This is a genomic window from Ruegeria sp. HKCCA5463, assembly GCF_013034175.1.
In the GTDB taxonomy this organism is placed as follows: domain Bacteria; phylum Pseudomonadota; class Alphaproteobacteria; order Rhodobacterales; family Rhodobacteraceae; genus Ruegeria.
The window spans coordinates 249,660-266,821 of the sequence record NZ_WQFL01000008.1 but is presented as its reverse complement, the minus strand read 5'-3'; the positions used below and the strand labels follow the sequence as shown (position 1 = coordinate 266,821).

At 53.5% G+C, this 17,162-nt stretch carries 18 protein-coding genes and 1 tRNA gene; 11 read left to right on the top strand and 8 right to left on the bottom strand.

Annotated elements, in window-relative coordinates:
• The 7 genes from GOW09_RS22400 to GOW09_RS17530 all read left to right on the top strand — a co-directional run.
• Positions 1-186: hypothetical protein (locus GOW09_RS22400; protein ID WP_216602525.1), on the top strand; the 186-nt coding region annotated here is incomplete at its 5' end.
• A 155-nt stretch (positions 187-341) separates the two neighbouring features.
• Positions 342-431 (top strand) — tRNA-Ser (locus tag GOW09_RS17555).
• A 147-nt stretch (positions 432-578) separates the two neighbouring features.
• Entirely contained in the window at positions 579-1,766 is a 1,188-nt protein-coding gene (locus tag GOW09_RS17550) for a site-specific integrase (RefSeq protein ID WP_171119822.1), read from the top strand.
• A 2-nt stretch (positions 1,767-1,768) separates the two neighbouring features.
• Positions 1,769-2,752 (top strand): hypothetical protein, encoded by a 984-nt coding sequence (locus tag GOW09_RS17545; RefSeq protein WP_171119821.1) that lies wholly within the window; start codon positions 1,769-1,771, stop codon positions 2,750-2,752.
• Positions 2,753-2,863: 111 nt separating this feature from the next.
• Entirely contained in the window at positions 2,864-3,073 is a 210-nt protein-coding gene (locus GOW09_RS17540) for a MerR family transcriptional regulator (RefSeq protein ID WP_170707014.1), read from the top strand.
• A gap of 517 nt (positions 3,074-3,590) precedes the next feature.
• Positions 3,591-4,118 (top strand): helix-turn-helix domain-containing protein, encoded by a 528-nt coding sequence (locus GOW09_RS17535; protein ID WP_171119820.1) that lies wholly within the window; start codon positions 3,591-3,593, stop codon positions 4,116-4,118.
• Positions 4,119-4,149: 31 nt separating this feature from the next.
• Complete coding sequence (locus GOW09_RS17530; protein WP_171119819.1) at positions 4,150-4,785, top strand: hypothetical protein; 636 nt, start codon at positions 4,150-4,152, stop codon at positions 4,783-4,785.
• Between the two features lie 560 nt (positions 4,786-5,345).
• Here the strand turns inward: GOW09_RS17530 and GOW09_RS17525 are convergent.
• From GOW09_RS17525 to GOW09_RS17515, 3 genes are all read right to left on the bottom strand, one after another.
• Positions 5,346-6,788: a sulfotransferase gene (locus GOW09_RS17525; protein ID WP_217360288.1), complete on the bottom strand. Its 1,443-nt coding sequence runs from the start codon at positions 6,786-6,788 to the stop codon at positions 5,346-5,348.
• 23 nt (positions 6,789-6,811) lie between these two features.
• Positions 6,812-7,006 (bottom strand): hypothetical protein, encoded by a 195-nt coding sequence (locus GOW09_RS17520; RefSeq protein ID WP_171119836.1) that lies wholly within the window; start codon positions 7,004-7,006, stop codon positions 6,812-6,814.
• 62 nt (positions 7,007-7,068) lie between these two features.
• On the bottom strand, positions 7,069-8,472 hold the full coding sequence (locus GOW09_RS17515) for an arylsulfotransferase family protein (protein ID WP_171364717.1): 1,404 nt from the start codon (positions 8,470-8,472) through the stop codon (positions 7,069-7,071).
• Positions 8,473-9,922: 1,450 nt separating this feature from the next.
• On the opposite strand from GOW09_RS17515, the gene GOW09_RS17510 reads away from it, so the two are divergent.
• Positions 9,923-10,063 (top strand): hypothetical protein, encoded by a 141-nt coding sequence (locus tag GOW09_RS17510; protein WP_171119816.1) that lies wholly within the window; start codon positions 9,923-9,925, stop codon positions 10,061-10,063.
• Positions 10,064-10,312: 249 nt separating this feature from the next.
• On the opposite strand, the gene GOW09_RS17505 is transcribed toward GOW09_RS17510, so the two are convergent.
• The 3 genes from GOW09_RS17505 to GOW09_RS17495 all read right to left on the bottom strand — a co-directional run bounded on the left by GOW09_RS17505 (position 10,313) and on the right by GOW09_RS17495 (position 13,003).
• The gene (locus GOW09_RS17505) at positions 10,313-11,566 is read right to left on the bottom strand and encodes a HAMP domain-containing sensor histidine kinase (RefSeq protein ID WP_171119815.1); all 1,254 of its coding nucleotides are present in this window, start codon (positions 11,564-11,566) and stop codon (positions 10,313-10,315) included.
• A gap of 74 nt (positions 11,567-11,640) precedes the next feature.
• Entirely contained in the window at positions 11,641-12,300 is a 660-nt protein-coding gene (locus GOW09_RS17500) for a response regulator transcription factor (protein ID WP_171119814.1), read from the bottom strand.
• A gap of 37 nt (positions 12,301-12,337) precedes the next feature.
• The gene (locus tag GOW09_RS17495) at positions 12,338-13,003 is read right to left on the bottom strand and encodes a PepSY domain-containing protein (protein WP_171119813.1); all 666 of its coding nucleotides are present in this window, start codon (positions 13,001-13,003) and stop codon (positions 12,338-12,340) included.
• A 179-nt stretch (positions 13,004-13,182) separates the two neighbouring features.
• Between GOW09_RS17495 and GOW09_RS22395 the strand changes: the two genes are divergently transcribed.
• Positions 13,183-14,346 carry a hypothetical protein gene (locus GOW09_RS22395; protein ID WP_216600300.1) on the top strand — a complete coding sequence of 388 codons (1,164 nt, stop codon included), beginning with the start codon at positions 13,183-13,185 and terminating at the stop codon, positions 14,344-14,346.
• 236 nt (positions 14,347-14,582) lie between these two features.
• Here GOW09_RS22395 and GOW09_RS17485 read toward each other — a convergent pair whose 3' ends face one another.
• Positions 14,583-14,771, bottom strand: coding sequence for a hypothetical protein (locus GOW09_RS17485; protein ID WP_171119812.1), 189 nt, complete (start codon positions 14,769-14,771; stop codon positions 14,583-14,585).
• A gap of 270 nt (positions 14,772-15,041) precedes the next feature.
• Between GOW09_RS17485 and GOW09_RS22685 the strand changes: the two genes are divergently transcribed.
• The gene (locus GOW09_RS22685; RefSeq protein ID WP_253282657.1) at positions 15,042-15,494 is read left to right on the top strand and encodes a hypothetical protein; all 453 of its coding nucleotides are present in this window, start codon (positions 15,042-15,044) and stop codon (positions 15,492-15,494) included.
• 354 nt (positions 15,495-15,848) lie between these two features.
• Here GOW09_RS22685 and GOW09_RS17475 read toward each other — a convergent pair whose 3' ends face one another.
• Positions 15,849-16,265, bottom strand: a complete 417-nt coding sequence (locus GOW09_RS17475; protein ID WP_170363786.1) for a helix-turn-helix domain-containing protein — start codon at positions 16,263-16,265, stop codon at positions 15,849-15,851.
• Positions 16,266-16,340: 75 nt separating this feature from the next.
• On the opposite strand from GOW09_RS17475, the gene GOW09_RS17470 reads away from it, so the two are divergent.
• Positions 16,341-16,985, top strand: coding sequence for a cation transporter (locus GOW09_RS17470; RefSeq protein WP_170363787.1), 645 nt, complete (start codon positions 16,341-16,343; stop codon positions 16,983-16,985).
• Positions 16,986-17,162: the final 177 nt, after the last annotated feature.

Below are 17,162 nucleotides of genomic sequence, written 5' to 3'. Positions count from 1 at the left end.
CCGCACCAAGATCATCCCGCCGCTACCGTGGTCGACTTTCTCACCGCCGTTCTCATAACCAACTGTAACAAGAGAACTTCATCGCTTTCAGAAAATGATCTCATAATCGGCGCAACTATGCAGAACGGGGAATCGATATGCTGTGTCGCTTCGAACCTGAAGGTTTGGTGGCACCGCGTTGAATAAAGGCTTCAGAAAAATTCTCCAAATCTGGCCCATGATCCATCTAAGCTGGTGTCTTTTACCGTGATTTCAACGGGTTCAACAATTTTGTCCGAGGGGGGCACAAATCAGATATTTCGCCTTGTATTCCCGTCGCTTGCAAGGATATACCCGTCGATGGAGACGTGGCCGAGTGGTCGAAGGCGCTCCCCTGCTAAGGGAGTAGGCGGGAAACCGTCTCGAGGGTTCGAATCCCTTCGTCTCCGCCATTTACCTATTTCAGTGAGTTGATGTGGCGTGTTTAACGTGCCGTATTCCTATAAATAGCAGGCACTTACTATCTAGTAGTATCATCTTGAGTTTTACCCAGTTGTCCTTAATATTTTCTATTGAGTGGTATATTGTGTGGTATTTCCATGGCTGCGCTCGGCGGGAAGCTGACAAAGAAGCTAGTAGAGAATCTTGGCCAGGGTCGGCATGGCGACGGTTCTGGCCTGTACCTTGTTGTTGACCCCTCTGGTGCGCGACGCTGGATCGTGCGCGTAACGGTCAAAGGGCAGAAGAACCGCAAGGGCGCACCGCTGAGAACGGATTTTGGTTTGGGCGGCGCTGATGTTGTCACTTTGAATCAGGCTCGAGAAAGAGCGCTCGAATATCGTCGGATGGCAAAAGCCGGGTTGAACCCGCGTTTCAATGCTCAGCGCGAAATCCCGACCTTTGAAGAACTCAGCCGCCAGGTTCACATTGATCGCCTGCCTACATGGAAGAATGCCAAACATGGACAGCAATGGCTCAACACCTTGCGCGACTACGCGTTCCCAAAGATCGGCCGTATGCCCGTGGACAGCATCGATCAGCCCGAAGTGCTGATGTGCCTGTCGCCAATCTGGACCGAGAAACACGAAACTGCAAAGCGGCTGTCGCAGCGGATCAAAACGGTACTCGACGTGGCAAAGTCCAAGGGCTTCCGCTCGGGCGAGAACCCGGTGACCGCGATTCGCGAAGGCAAGGTGCTGCCCACCGTCAAGGCCAAGGTCCAGCACCATGACGCGATGCCGTGGCAGGAGGTGCCCGCATTCTATGCCGAGTTGCAGACCCGCTCTGCCATGGCTGCCAAGGCGTTGCAGTTCACCATTCTGACCGCCTGCCGAACCTCAGAAGTTCTGGAGATGAAATGGCCCGAGGTCGACGTCGATGCGCGCCTGTGGACCATACCATCGGAGCGCATGAAAGGCGGGCAGGTCCACCGCGTGCCCCTCGCTGACGAAATGCTGGCCATTCTGGAGCCGCTGCGCGCGCTGGCCTCTGACTATGTATTCGAGGGGCAAAAGCGGCATCAGCCGTTGTCGAACATGTCCATGCTGATGCTGCTGCGCCGGATGCGGCAAGATGGCGTCACTGTGCATGGCTTCCGCAGTTCGTTCCGAGATTGGGCGGCGGAGTCTGCAAACGCACCACGTGAACTCGCAGAAGCAGCATTGGCGCATCAGGTTGGGTCCGATGTGGAGCGGGCTTATGCACGGTCGGATTTGTTGGAGCGACGAAGAAGCTTGATTTCTGATTGGAATAGATTTGTGTGTAACACCAGTCTTGAGGGCTGCTAGAGATGGCGGAAGACAACAAGTGGGTTAAACCCAACAGGCTCACAGAAATAATCGCACATCAAATCATTCCGGTAGTGATAGGTGATGTGCTTTCACCCAATCTAGAACTGCTCAATGGCGGGTATTACCAAGACGGTTTCGAAGAGCTCCAAGAAGGAGACACAATTTGGGAAGTTTCGGTTACAAGTCGGACAGGTCTGGACAAAGAACAAACAGGGCTTTCATATTTCCCGACCGAGGATGCGGCTCGTGAATACTTGAAGGCAATGCCCATCGGCCTGACGTACGGAGAACATTACGGTTACCCAAAACGACTAAAAGACTTATTTGGTTCAGTTGACGATCCATGCAGGTTCATGACTGCGATGTTTAGGCGTTGCGACGATGATGATGTTCACTCGGTGTGCTATCGGGCTCTTTCTGAAGCTGGTGTAATAGATAAAGGGGATTACAAGACATCCTCTCGTGTACTTGAATGGCTAGGTGACGAGCATATTGCTTGGATGAAAGAGAAATTTGGAGAGAATTGGTCTGCCGTTGCGCGATTTGAATACTGCCTGAACCATTTCCCGGACTCTTCACTGGCTAGTCTTGCGGCGCGTTTGTTTTTGTTCCAGTTCGTGACTTACGACGATTTTGCCGCTGGTTACTACACCAAGGAAATACAGTCGATTGCAGGCGGGACAGAAGAGGCGGCTATTTTAGCAAAAGAAACTCGAGTTAAGGCCGGAAAAGCCGGGGCGCGTTCATCACGACAACGCAGGCTCCAAAACTTGGAGCTACTGATGCAGCAAATCGAGCAGTTGTCAGGCGCGGTCGATTTTGTCAGTGAAGAACGCATCGTTGAGCAAGCTTTGGAAAAGACAGTTGAGAAACATGAGGACTTCCCCAAAACGCAAAAAACTCATGCGGACTACGGAACCGCGTTGCGGTCAGTGGAGCCTTTCAAATCGAGATACGAAGCAGTGTTCAGGAAAAACGCCTAAGCGTTTTCTCGCTTCTGGAAAGCGCTTAGGCGCAGGAAATAGTTTGGTGAAACTTCGGCAAAGCTGCCTATAATTAGGAGCCATCGCAACTGATCCAAGAGGATTTCAACGATGGCAAACGTCTTCAATGACGACCGGGTCTACTTCCCAGAAGACCCTGAAATGCAATTGCTGGGAAACCGCGAAAAGCTGGCTCAATGGCGCCACCGCATGTGTGGTCCGGCCTTTATCCGCATCGGTCGGCGGATCGCCTATCATGGCGCTGATCTGAACGCCTGGCTGGCGACGCGGCGCACCGATCCCAACAACGAGGCTGCATAATGAAAAACCCCAACTCCAAGCGCGGAGATGGGGCTTTTCCAGTGACATCAACTGCCACCCTAGCAAGTTCAGTTGATGCCACAGGATGCCCCGCGCCGACAAGACAAAACGAGCGCCGGTACTACTGGTCGCCTTTGAGCCACTCTGTAGAACGAGTGAATATTCGGAAAGGACGGATCGATCATGGCTGATGTGTCCGTTTCCAAACCGCGCAACCAGAGCTATGCAAGCGGGCCAGACACTGGCCCTCTTTCCCGAACTGATCATCGGGAAACCGCTGAGACCTACAGCGGCGAAATCTTTCGCCATGGTATCTACCGCGTCGCCGTATGCCGGGACAGTATCCAATGGCTGTTTCAGCGCCAGAGACCCCAATTTCCGGCCGGGGGAGCGGCCTGGGACACGCTCGGTTACTGTGTGTCCAAATCCGGCCTAATCCGGCTCGTCCGGGCACATATCAGCTTTGATATCCCTGAACTGAATGGTTTGCCCGAGCATTTCCCACGGAGTTGTCGCCATGAGTAGGCGGCGATCTCCCAAGGGTAAACGGTCGAATGAGGGTCAATATGTTCCTCTGCCTTATGCCATGATCAAATCTCCGGCATGGCGAGCGTTGTCCGGACCTGCAGTGAAGCTCTGGTTGGAGCTTCACACCCGCTACCACGGTGGCAACAACGGCAAGGTTTTTCTGTCGATGAACGAGGCGGCGGAAACTCTCGGATTGGGCAAGGCCACTATTCAGCGGGCTTTCGAGGATCTGCAAGACAAAGGCTTTCTTGAGCTGGAGCAGAAAGGCAACTGGTATCACCGTCGGGCTCACGAATGGCGGTTGACGACCAAGGCGACGCAGGCCCGGTCCGGCAAAAAAGCTGCAACCAACGATTGGCGGTTTTGGCAGCCCGAAAAAACAAAACGCGGTTCTAAGACGGACCCGTCAGCATCCTCGGTGGTTCCGTTTGAGAACCCAAAGACCTCCCATGGTTCCAAACCAGAACCGGTCAGGCCGATTTCTCGACGGTCCATCGGTTCTGAAACGGAACACTAATACTAACCACTCCCTGTTACGCGAGGCGGACATGAGCAAGACACAGAAAGACAATGGCAACGATCTGCTGACAAAGGGCTCCGAGCTCACCGAGGCGGAAATCAACGCGGTTGCTGATCTGAGGGATCGAAAGAAAACGCGCGTCCGGGCACCGGACATCAAGTTGGACTTCGATGAAGATACACGCAGGCTCACGGTTGGGCACAAGGGAAAAGATCCAACGGTGGCCTGTGCTTTGGCGATGCATGAGCTCGGCACAGCAGACTACCGGTTCTTCGAGGGCGTCATGGATCAAGTCGCGACTCTTGGGCAACAGGACAGCTCTGTCTCCGAGACAGCATCGAACTTTGTGATGTCGGTTGTTGCTGGCGTTAAGCCGCAGGACGAGATCGAAGCCATGCTTGCGATCCAAATGGGTGCGATCCATCAGGCTACGATGTTGATGGCACGGCGCCTGAACCATGTAAAAACTCTCCCTCAGCAAGATTCAGCGGAACAGGCGCTTAACAAACTCGCGCGTACTTTCACCAGCCAAGTTGAAACCCTCAAAAAGTATAGGTCAAAGGCAAATCAGACCGTGCGCGTTGAACGCGTCGAGGTGAAGGAAGGTGGCCAGGCTATAGTTGGGAACATCCACAGTGGGGGGCGGGGCGATGATAAAAAGTGACGACAACCCCATGGACCCTACGAAAAGACTCAATGATGCGCCCAGATGCACAGCAACGGCGAAGTCCACTGGCAAGCGATGTCGTGCTCCATCAGTCAGAGGTTGGACCGTGTGCCGCGTTCACGGCGCGCGCGGTGGACACGCCGCTGGGCCAAGCCACCCGTCATGGAAGCACGGTGAAAGATCGCGAAATGCTGAGCAGTTTCGCAAAACCATCAGCGAACTGATCCGAGCCGACAAGGAACTGCAGAAGCTGATCCATTGATTGGGTGCGGACTGGTCACCGACACAAAACAGTAATTCTACAGAACTAGTCGGATGTCTGCACCGAGCCCCTCCCTGCCGTTAAGCGAGGTTCGGTCTTTCGCATGTGTGACAGTTTGAAAACCGCATCTTCCGGACGTTCAAATTCCAGTGTCGGTTGGCAGGAGGGCGGGATATGACCTACCAAAAAACTCGGGAGGCGCAACTTCTACTTTGGGTTTACGCCGCTAGCTAACAGTCAGTAATTGATTGCAACCTTCAGTCGGCACTATTTTAGGACAGTGTTAGCCTTCAGTTCAGGCAGTTGCCTCCTTGAGGGCATAATAAATATCGCGGGCCTCTTGCAAGCGTTTGGTATCAAGGTTTTCAACCGTAGCAGCGTCAGGATTGGGAAGGAAATAGCGTTCGAATCTCTGGTGGGTACGCGACAGCCCTAACATGTCACATAAGGTCTCCATCGTTCGCTGAGGCGCAGAGCGCAGATCATCCTGAAACAAAAAAACACAATGTTCCTTATACTCCTGAAGCGCCCGAAACGCACAAATCCAATAGTCCAGCCAATAGTCTGGATGATACGTGTCTTTGTGCTCTGGCTCAAATCCGGGAAATAAAAACGGTTTATGCAGATCGCCAAATTCGAAATGGCCGATATCGGCCATATATCGGCTCACAAAACTGTCTCTGGCCTGAAGCTTGCTGAAATTGATGTGCTGTCGCAGAAGTGATTCAGCATGGCATTCCGGCCGTCGCACCGGTACGACGATCCTGCAATCCGGAATAGATTTAAGCAGATAGGGTATCCGGGCAATGTTGGCGTTGTTCTTAGAACAGTAGCGCGTTTTTAGCGCATTTTCCGGTCCGGCCTGACTGTTCCGCGCCCTGATGATGCTACACATGTGCTGCCGAAAAAAATGATCTGCCTGAGGGTTTGTATCGCAAGTGTTCCAAAGGGGAATCGAAGTCCCCTTGAAGCGATCTGGCCAAAACGATTTCCAAATGGCCTCCTCGAACGCCTCAGGGCTATCAAGATCGATCTCCAGCCCGTCGCCATGGGCGCGCTGCTGCCGCCGAACACCCCGCTTCGGCCCGCCCGCGATTTTATCCCATAGAACAGGAGCCGTCAGAAATGGCATATCCCGATAGATATGCGTGGCCACTTCGGGCGCATCATGCAAAGCGTTGAGGACAGCGGTGGTCCCGCCTCGTGCCAGGGATGTCACAAAAACAGGTTGCGTGGCATCAGCAGTGGAAGATTGCCTCGTCATGCGATCTTCAAGCCGCGAGGCCAGTTTCAGTATCGCCGGTCCTGAGAAGGCAAGGTTATGCACAAACTGGTCAACCGGTGAGTATTGGCCGCCTTCAACATGTTCCTCCGTATCCGCGCGTCGTAGCCGGCTGCCAATTTTTGCGCCTGCAAAAGCAAGGACCGATACCACGACGATGTAATCCAGACGAAGCATGACCCCAAGCACCGCCGCACCTGTTGCGATTCCGGACCAGTCCGCCAGCGCAATCGGGAGACCCGCCGCCGTCAGAGCCAGCGCAATGCGCCACGTCAAGTTCAGCCCACCCACCAGCAGCTTCAGCCCTGCTTGCCTTGCGGCCGCTTCCTTGGCGTCGTCAGAATGTTGGTTGTCAAATAGCGCGGTGACACCGGCCATACAGGTGCTCACGACGTGTTGGGCCGTCCCTGCGATATTTGTTTGCCACAGGGCCAGAATAAATCCGGCAACTGCCAAGAGCGAAACGGCTATCGCTGCTATCATGGCGTCGGATCGTTTTCGGAACCAGCCTGATTTTTCCGCCCCCCGATCCAACGTTTAAGCGGAAACCAGACCAGCCCGACAAGCAGAAACACAACACCAAGAATGACGGCAATCGTAACAGCAATCGCGCCCAACCCGGCACCGGGACCGATATAGGCATGTGCCGGACTGGCCAGCGTCGCAAAGGCCATGCAGCAAATAAGCCACAACGGGATTAGGCGACCTTTAAACTTATGATTAGCGGGCTGGTTCATTATGTGCATTCCTTCCAATCGACTTCAAAATACCCCGACGGATAGAGTTTTGAATTGGTGATCTCACCAACAAATTCAGCATTATATTCATTGACGTATTCCCAGATCACGTTGCCTGCTCTGTCCACTTCCAGAACACGCCCGGCATCAAATTCGGTAATCAATACTCCACCGTTTTCCAGAATTTCATGCTGTCCCCGAACGACCGACAGCATCTCCTGACCTGGTTTGCTTCCGAATACGATTTCCGTTTCCCGGCTCGCCGGATCAATCGCAATGATGTTGGTGTCGCGCGGCGCATCTACCCGTGTTTTTTCGGTCGCCGTATAAGAGGTCAGATATGCGTTGTTATTGAAGATCGAGATTTTTCCGTCCGGACGGAATTCAGGGTCATGCTGCCGGACCCACGGGCCGGTCTGGTGCCACTTAACTTTCCTGGTGTTTGCATCAACGACCATCACCAGATTAAGCCCTCGCATCGAAAGCACCCAATCCCCAGCTTTAAACAGTGGGAATTTGTCGGCCAGTTCTGATGGCAACTCATCAATTTTGTTGGCGTGGACCAGTTCACTGCGGATCACCCGCGTTGGCTTAATTTCCCTGCCATTGGCGGTCAGCAGTGCCGACAGGCCGCTATCGATGATAAAACCAGGTATTGAAATGCTTTCAAGAACCTGCCCCTGTTCATCAAGTTTCAGAATGACATCTTCCAGAATCGGCTCGCTTGTTGCAGGAGTCGAAAAGGGTGGAAAGCGATCGACAACTTCCGAGGCAATCCATTCGTTGCGACCAAGCGTCAGGTATCCACCATTTTCAGATCTGACCATTGAGTGGTGTGATTTCTCATTGAGTGTCCATAGAACCCTTGAACATTGATCTAGCTTAACCGCCCCGCAATATTCGTAGCTAAAAACAAGCTCGCCTTTCTCGGTCAGCAATGCGCCATGAACATCGGTCAACAGAGGGTTGCGGAAATGAGCACAGGGACGGGTGGCGATATCAGGAAAATGATCAATGTAATTCAGCGACCATTTACGAATGACACCACCATTACGGTTCACCAGCCTGGCCTGGTTCTCTCCATCAAAGAAACCCATCAGCAGAATGCTATCCTGACGGCCCGGTTTCGTGTTAATCACAACACCCTTGCCCTGTCCGCGTGCTGGCTGAAGGTGTTTGTGGTACGCCCGCGCCTCGCGGGTCAGTGATTTGTCTACGACCAAAACGTTATAGGCCGACAAAAGCTGCGGCACCGGTGGCCAGTTCTTTCTTTGCGCAAATATCCCGAACAGAACCGACGAGAAAACAATTGTCAGAAACAGGCAAACCCGGAACAGTCGTTCGGGTAACTCCTCAAAGTCGGTTCTCTTCTTACGTATTTTACCCATCAAAACCAAACTCACAACTCACACACAGTATCGGAAGCGCGATTTGTCGCCCAACCCAACGTTGCATTTATACGGAAGAAATTTTTCGCCTATTTTAAGTCTCAGCAGTACTCCTACCACTTTAACTTGAAGCGGGTCTTCAGAGGTTCAGAGATAGAGATCACAGATTGAATCAAATTAACAAATCTACACATTCTGAACGTTCTACCCCCCTTATATTTCCCTACCCCCCTTAATTTCCCTTTCTCGGTCTACTCGTTGTATCGACGCTCATTTTAGCTCTTTTCATCCTGAACGTACGAAAAACAAATCGTTCATCTTCGGTTAATCTTTGCACTGATAAACGTTGATACGCGTTAAAGCATCAGCGATATTGGGCTCGCTACTGCCTTTCTCTGCGGTGCGCTTGGACTGACGGCTTCGTACCCATAGCGACCGATGCCGCAATCTGCGCCAATGTCAGTCTCGGTCAGCAAACGGTCCTTGAAATGCAGACCTGGACGCCGTGTAGTCGTTGCGCGGTTGATCTTATTCGTCCACGGTAACGGAATGATCACCAAACCAAGCCCAACCCCATGAGCCTCAGAATTGAAGATCGTCGCAGTCAATCTGACGCCGTATTTAATAAGGTTCAAAGGGGGAAAGATGTATCGATCTTCTGTCGCGGCGATGCAATCCGTCGATCGTCCCATGTTGCACTTAGCGCTAGACGATGGCTCAACGACTCAGGGAGAAGTCGTGCGATATCCCCTGTACAATACGGCTGAACTGAACGACTAGAAGACGCGGCACTCTTCGAGTTGAGATCAGAGTCTATCGGCAAAATCCCAGAAATTCTGCAAAAGTGGCGAAGCCGAGGGCCAGAATTGAGGGGCATCGCGTTTGCCTTGGACTGTGCTTGGCATGGGCTTATTTCACAGCGCGCAGGCCTGCCCGTGCCCGCGCTTCTAAGAGGGCCTGCGTATGGCGTGGTTCCGGAAGTGTTCTCGTTGTCACCAGGTCCTCAGGAAGAATTGATTCAGCAGATCAGAGCGGATCGAGGGTCAACCCGTGCTATTCAAATTAAACTTGGGGTCGGCACGTTGGCAGACGACCTTGATACGGTGAGACAAATTCTGCAGGTCTTGAACTAGGACTAATTGCAGCACGCAGATTTCAACGGCTCCCTTTCCCAAGACACCACACTAAACGTTCTCCCAAGTTTCTTCGACCCCAAATTGCTTTGGGAAGAGCCTTGCAAATCTATTGATGCAAATATTGCTATAGTGGAGGCTTTGAACGGTCACATGACGTTTGACACGTGTTTGACGGATTTGGCCGGGTATAACGAGGTGATCTCGACCGGTGTTAAATACGCAGCGATCAAACCTGCGTTGATGGATGTCTGACTTCAGCACCTACCGGTAGATTTAGGGTTTTGAATAACGGAGGATTTCTGGTTGATCGACGCCATTATGGAGCGCAGATGAACAAGAAATCCGGAACATCGAAAGACGCGGCTGACAAGCTGGTCAGAGGCATCAAACGCAAGACCCGCAAGCACTACTCAGCTGAGGAAAAGATCAGGATTGTCCTGGCTGGTCTGCGGGAGAAAAACTTCATGTAGGCTCATGCTCCGTTTCTTCTGTCGTCAAAATGAGCATACGGATGACAAGATTCGGCGCAAGAAAATGACTGATTTTTTCAGCAAAGCAGTCATAGGGTAGAATTCACTGATTGATCGCTATGCGGACAAAGAGTGCTTTCGCCGCGCGCACCACCGACCGATTCGGCATTGTTGCTAATCCAGAAGATGGATTGCAAACAAGCTGGAGCTACGCCGTGACGTTCAGCGGAATAGAACAGTTCGGTTTTCTCAAGCTTTAATCTTCACTTCGGCGGCCAAGCCACCTAAGCGTTTCGATGTTCTGAGTTCCAGCGACCCACCGTAGGCATTCAATAAGTCAACGGAAATAGACAGTCCCAAACCTGTTCCCTTAACAGAGGTGTCCAGCCGACTGCCTGAACGAAGGACTTCCTCTCGGGCACCATCCGGAATACCGGGCCCGTCATCTTCAACGCAAAGTTCGATGCCGCTGTCACAGCGCCTCGCGGTGATTTGGAGTGTCGTCCGGCTCCACTTGAGAGCGTTGTCGAGGAGGTTTCCAATCACTTCCTCGATGTCCTGGGGGTCCATTCGAACTTGAAGACCAGCCTCGCAATTCGAAACGAGCGTCTTCCCCTCGCGTTCGGCCATGACCGAGAATAGCCGGGACAGTCGTTCGACCGAATTCGTCAGGTCTGTCCTGGAATGTGTTAACTCTCCGGTGTTTGATGCACGCATGCGCGCGAGTGAACGGCTAAGCTGGGCGTCAATTCGAGTTAGCGCTTCTTCCGCAGGCTCCGTATGTGCTCCTGCGTCTGCCAGTTCCGCCAATTCGTTTCGTAAGATAGCCGTCGGCGTCTTGAGGGCATGCGCCAGATCCGCCGCTTGTCTTCGCGAACCAGAGACAATCTCGCGGTTTCGATGCAGCAGTTTGTTGAGATCTTCCACCAAGGGCGAAACCTCTTCCGGGTAGTCTTCGGGAGTCAGTTCATCGCCTCGATCCCAGCGATGGGCGACATCGGCGCGCAACTTCCGGAGCGGGCCAACAATGGCGGACATCAGCAAAAGAGAACTTGCCACTCCGATCAAACCAACCAATCCGAAAACCGGGAGCAGGTATCTTTGTGCAGCGCTGCGTTCGTTGATCAGTTCGCTCCTGCTTTCGGCGACAGTTACGCCCCACTCGGTTCCGTCCTCGAACGTAATCTTTTGATAAACGCCACGAATGGCTTCGCTATCTGGACCGGAGGTGTTCCAAATGATTGTTTCGTCATTTCCGCGCGGAGGCTCGGCGATCGTTTCATCGAAGAGTGAAGCAGACGTATAGATGGCGCCGGTTCTGTCCGTTACTTGCCAATACCGCCCCGAATATGGCGTGCTATACGCAGGATCGAATACCAACTGTCGCAGGGTTTCAGGGTCATCCGTGGTGGCGCTGAGGCCAACAACAACCTGCGTGTGCCGGTCTTGTAGCGTTGCGTCGAACTGCTCCAGAACGCGCGTATTAATGTAGGAAAACACCATCAGCGTACCGACGCCTACGGACAACGCTCCCGAAGCGATACCTCCGAGTAAGGCCCGTTGGCGCAACGAGAGCATTAGGCGGAATCAATCATATAGCCGCGACCCCGGACGGTTGTAATCAAATCGGAGCCCAGCTTTTTGCGCAGGCGGGTCACAAATACTGCAATCGTGTTGGAATCTCTGTCGCCGTCATATTCGTAGATGTGTTCCGACAGCTCAGTACGCGACACCATGCGACCGATGTTGTGCGCCAGATAGGTCAGAACGGCGACCTCCTGCGCGGTCAAATCGACAGGAATGCCCCCAACGGCAACCCGCCCGTTCCGCGTATCCAGAGAGACATCTCCCATTTCTATCACGGGGTTCAATTGACCGCTCTGACGTCGCAAGATGGCCCGTACACGTGCCGCCAATTCGGGCATATGGAACGGCTTGGTCATATAGTCATCCGCGCCGGCATCCAAGCCGTCGACGCGTTCGCTCCAGCCATCTCTGGCCGTCAGGATCAAGACCGGTGTCTTGACGCCCGCGCTGCGCCATTCGCGCAGGACCGAAATGCCGTCACGCTCAGGCAAGCCGATGTCGAGGATGATCATGTCGTACGGTTCAGTCGACCCCAGGTGCAGGGCATCTGTACCATTGTTGGCCACGTCGACCACGCGACCTTCCGCACCCAATAGCTTTTTGACTTGCTCACAAAGCTGGGGTTCGTCTTCGGCAAGGAGTATTCGCATATCCAGAGACTACAGCTAAACCAGCGTGATCTTCACTTTATTTTTTGCCGCCACCGTTGCCGCCACCGTTGCCGCCACCGTTGCCACCGCCATTGCCGCCACCGTTGCCACCACCGTTGCCACCGCCGTTGCCGCCACCGTTGCCGCCACCGTTGCCACCACCGTTGCCACCACCGTTGCCGCCACCATTGCCGCCACCGTTGCCACCGCCGTTGCCGCCACCGTTGCCACCACCGTTGCCACCGCCGTTGCCGTTACCATTGCCGCCGGCATTGCTTCGGCCTGCACTGTTTCCACGAGTGGTAGAGGCACTATGAGCGTTGTTGCTTTTGGATTTGGTTGAATTGCGTGCGGCTTCAGAAATCTCGCGCCCCGTACTTGAGCGGTTCGAGACGACTGTGCCGGTTTCGGCGTTCACGATCACGCTGACGATTTTCCCGCCCGGCTTTTTGACCAGAATACGATAGTAAATCTTGTCTGTTTTGAATGCGCGCGCATCAACAGGTGTTCCGCCGTATGCTTTTTTCACGCCTTTGATCACACGGTTCAGCCGTATCGCACTGCCTGACAACGTCGCCATGCGCAGTTCAGACTGTTTGAGTTCGCGTGCATCTGCCGCCGCTTGCCCACCAGACAAGACAGTCAGCAAAGCTGCAACCAGAAAAAACGCTTTGGCCTGCATAACACCCTCAAACACCTTCATCGAAGACTACTAGGCCAGACATGAACCGATGATGAACAAGCAGTTAGCCCTGCGTTCAAGCGACCTAAAGTTAAATCAGTGGCAACGGTTTTGATTCGACTGCGAGTCAGACTGCCGAAACACCGTGGTCAACCTCAGCGCGCTGATTGCCATTGCTGGAGGTTTTGAGGAGATTGAAAATGAAAACCACCAAGTGCGGACTGCTTAAAGCTTCGACGATCGCGATTGCCTTGTTGGGGTCCACGGCCATTGTAGCCACCGTCGCAGCTCCTGATTTTGCTTATGCCAAGCCGGGCAACGGTAATGGTGGCGGCAATGGCGGTGGAAACGGCAATGGCGGCGGAAACGGTGGTGGTAACGGTAATGGCGGCGGCAACGGCGGTGGTAACGGTAATGGCGGTGGGAATGGCAACGGCGGTGGCAATGGAAACGGCGGTGGGAATGGCAACGGCGCCCAGGGAGATCGCGGAGACAAAAGCTCGGCTGGGAATGGTGGCCGTGGGAAAGGGGTCGACAAAAGCCGTAGCGGGGCCAAGGCCGGGATATTCGGACTGGGGAAAACAAAATCGCAGTCTGCTCGGTCTGGTACCAAAAAAGGCGGAGGGTTTTCTCTGAAAAATCTGTTCAACGGGAAAGGCAAAGCTCGCAATACAGCAACCAACTCAAGGGTTGCTACGACAACCCTTCAAACGCAAAAGACCAAGGCGCAAAGAACGGTTCGCCAGAATGTGATTTTAAAAGAGTCCAAGCGCCCAGTTGCCCGGGCAAAAGGCAATCGTATGGCTGCGCTGCTTGGTGCAGATCCCTCTGAGTTGGGCGCACTGAACGCCGCCAATGCAAGCCCAACGGCCCTGGCCAATGCAGCACCCAATTCGCGGGTTGGCAGAATTGCCACGTACCGAGACACAGTGCTGGCCGGAGAGCCTTTGCGGGAGGAACTGGAAGAACAGTTGGAGTTTCTTGAAGGGTTGGAAGAACCAGAGCGGACAGTTCAAGAAATCGAGGATGACTTGGAAGTCGCAGTAGGTGAGGTACAAACCAACCGGGATACGGTCGCAGAACTTGAACAAGCTTTGGAGGACGCGGGCGGTAGTGATCCGGATATCGAAGCGCAGCTAGAAGCGGCCCAAGCCGAATTAGACGCTTCGATTGATGAAGCCCAGACTCTGAATGACGAAAGACAGGCAGCCATTGAATACAATGAAGCCGTTGAAGAGGTGGAAGAGTTGACTGAACTTGTCGAAGAGCAAGATCTGGCCGAACGTGAGGCACTGGAAGCCGCTGCCAACAAGCCTGTTACGGATGCAGTTGAGGAACAGGTTAAAGCGCTGCTGGGGCTTTGACCTGAGGCTTCCCGGCCATCGCCAGCCTCCACTTCAGGACGAACTGAAAGCTGGAGCGTCGATAAGCCTTTCGGATACTAAGTTGGAAGGTAGATTCAGTCGGCCTGCTAGGCGCAAGCTCTTGATGATTGCGATGCGCAACAAGAAAATCCCGCCCCAAGCTGGGACGGGTTCCTGTTACAATTCAGATGTTTAGGGCGAAAATCGAGAATTGTCGGGGGGCAGCCGAATTGCCTTCAGACGTTTTGGTGAGCCTCGGATAGCCGCTTGTTTTTTGTGATCTCTGTCAGTGCATTTTCGATAGGAGGGAAGCGGCTATTGCTCGAATTCATCGCGGTTTGCAGGCGCTCTTCAGCAGATTTGCTAGAGGTCCGCATCGCAATTTCAGGGCTGCGATCTTCAGTCACAAAGGCAGGTTTGACCATTTTGTTCCCCTTGTTTCCGTCAAACGATATACGTCTCGTTCGATCCAACTTGGTCAGTATGCGCAAAGTTGTTTGAACCTAATGAGAATACACTGTTCATGTTCGGTTAATGTTGTTTACGAAATAAGAACAAAGGATTGGTCTGGCCGGGCGCCACTTCAATTGCCCCATTCCAACTTGAGGGTTTCTAAGGTCGTTAGATGAGAATGTTGTGCCAAGCGAACCATAGTTTCACAGCAGAAGACTTCGGCAGTAAGCCAGTCTCCGCCGATGCATTGGTCAAATCCCGAAGATGATCATAATTGGAAAGATCAGTTAAAGGAGGCGGAAAAGATGAAAACGGCTTTGGCAATCACGGCGACGGTGTTCACTATGCAGGCCGGGCCCTTTGCGGGTGCGAGTTTTGACATCCAGTCTCTTGATCTTGGACAGAGTATCGGGTCGCACAATGCACTGCAGCCTGTTTTCGTGAAATCAAAAGCAGGTAACTGTCCTCCGGGTTTGGCCAAGAAAGCAGTGCCGTGCGTTCCGCCCGGCCAAGCTAAACGATACCGAGTCGGGGATTTCATCTACAATGGGTACGTTCGCATCGATAATCCTAGCCGATATGGCCTGCGGCGAAACGGCTACTATGTGCGTGCCGGAGACTATGTTTACCAAGTGAACCGGGAGACACACGAGGTGCTGAACCTAATAGGGGCAGTGGTCGATGTTCTTAATTGATTGCATACTTTACGATCAATCACTGCTCGGATTAACGCCTTTGGGTTGTAGATGAAGCACGGGAGTTTGGGCTTTTCGAGGCCGTCATAGGCGAAGCAGCATTACCGTTAATCTTACCCTGTAACGTCACTAGGGAAGGTCCAGAGCCGACTTTGAATATTCCCTCACAAGTCTGTCGTCGCAGCCCGCTTTCCGATCATGTGCCGCAGATCTAGGTTCTAGGCTTCAGCGAATTCACCAGATGCGCAGGAAGCCGCCGCTAGCTGCACTGCGATGCAAAGAGACCATTTGAATGTCTGGTCTGCGGACAAAGCTGCCGTTCGGAGTTACCGAATAGATGTCAGCTTTCGAGGGTCAGTGATCCCGGCCACATAGGTCATGGTCTGCGAGCGAGGCCAAGACATAACAGTCCTCTGCCACGCCGCGACCATCACATCCTTGAGCAATACGCTTCAGTTCGTTCTCAAGCGCTTTGAGTCGTTTGATCTTGGCTCGCACTTCGGACAACTGACCTTCGGCGATCTCGGTGGCGGCTTCGCATGATCGGTCTGGATGGTTTTGCAACTCGATCAGAGATGAGATCGCGTCGATGGAGAAGCCAAGATCACGCGCATGACGGATGAAGCTCAGGCGTTCCAGACCATCGTTTGTGTAACGCCTCTGGTTGCCTGCTGTACGTTCCGGTGGAGCCAGGAGACCCATTTCTTCATAGTAGCGGATGGTAGGCACTTTGACCTTCGTCCGCTTCGAAAGCTCTCCAATTGAGAACATGCGAAAACCCTCTTGAACCTCTAGTCACTAGAGAGACTACATTAGAACCGAGGCGATTCTGAAGAGGTTTCAAAAATGGCAGGATGCTGCGGTAGCGACGTGAAGTTTGACGGGATGTCGAACGAATACAAACGCCGGTTATGGATCGTCATCGCGCTGAATGCGACAATGTTCGTGGTCGAGATGACCGCCGGACACTATGCAAAGTCTCAGGCACTTCAAGCAGACGCGTTAGACTTCCTTGGGGACGCGCTCACCTATGGTATTTCCCTCGCCGTGATCGGTGCTTCTGTTCGCGCTCGAACGAACGCAGCCTTGGCGAAGGGGATCAGCCTCTTCCTGATGGGCGCGTGGGTGTTTGGTTCGACCGTCTATCGGGTGTTCTACGTGGGTGTTCCAGAGGCCGAAATCATGGGGATCATCGGTGCGCTGGCTCTCGCAACAAACCTTGCGAGCGTACTCTTGCTTGTCAGCTACAAGGATGGAGACGCCAACGTGCGGTCGGTTTGGCTATGCTCGCGGAACGACGCCATCGGCAATGTGGCCGTGATGATTGCCGCTTTGGGTGTCTGGGGCACCGCAACGGGCTGGCCTGACCTCATTGTCGCTGCGATCATGGCGAGCCTATTCTTGTCATCTTCGTACCAAATTGTCCGACAGGCACTTGAGGAACGGCGCGAGGACGCCGCGCACGAGCATGGAGCAGCCCGGACAAGCTGACATTCGCTGCGGGGAGCACACCGGGTAGGTATGGGCTCGGTGCTGTCGTTCGCTGTGATCTGTCCGAGGGACTGCTATGCGGACATTGCTGCCTTTGACAGGAAGAGCCTAAATGTCGGCTAACCGCGGTCTCTCTAGGCTGGGCGTATTCCATTCAATGGCGGACATCTGCTTTTC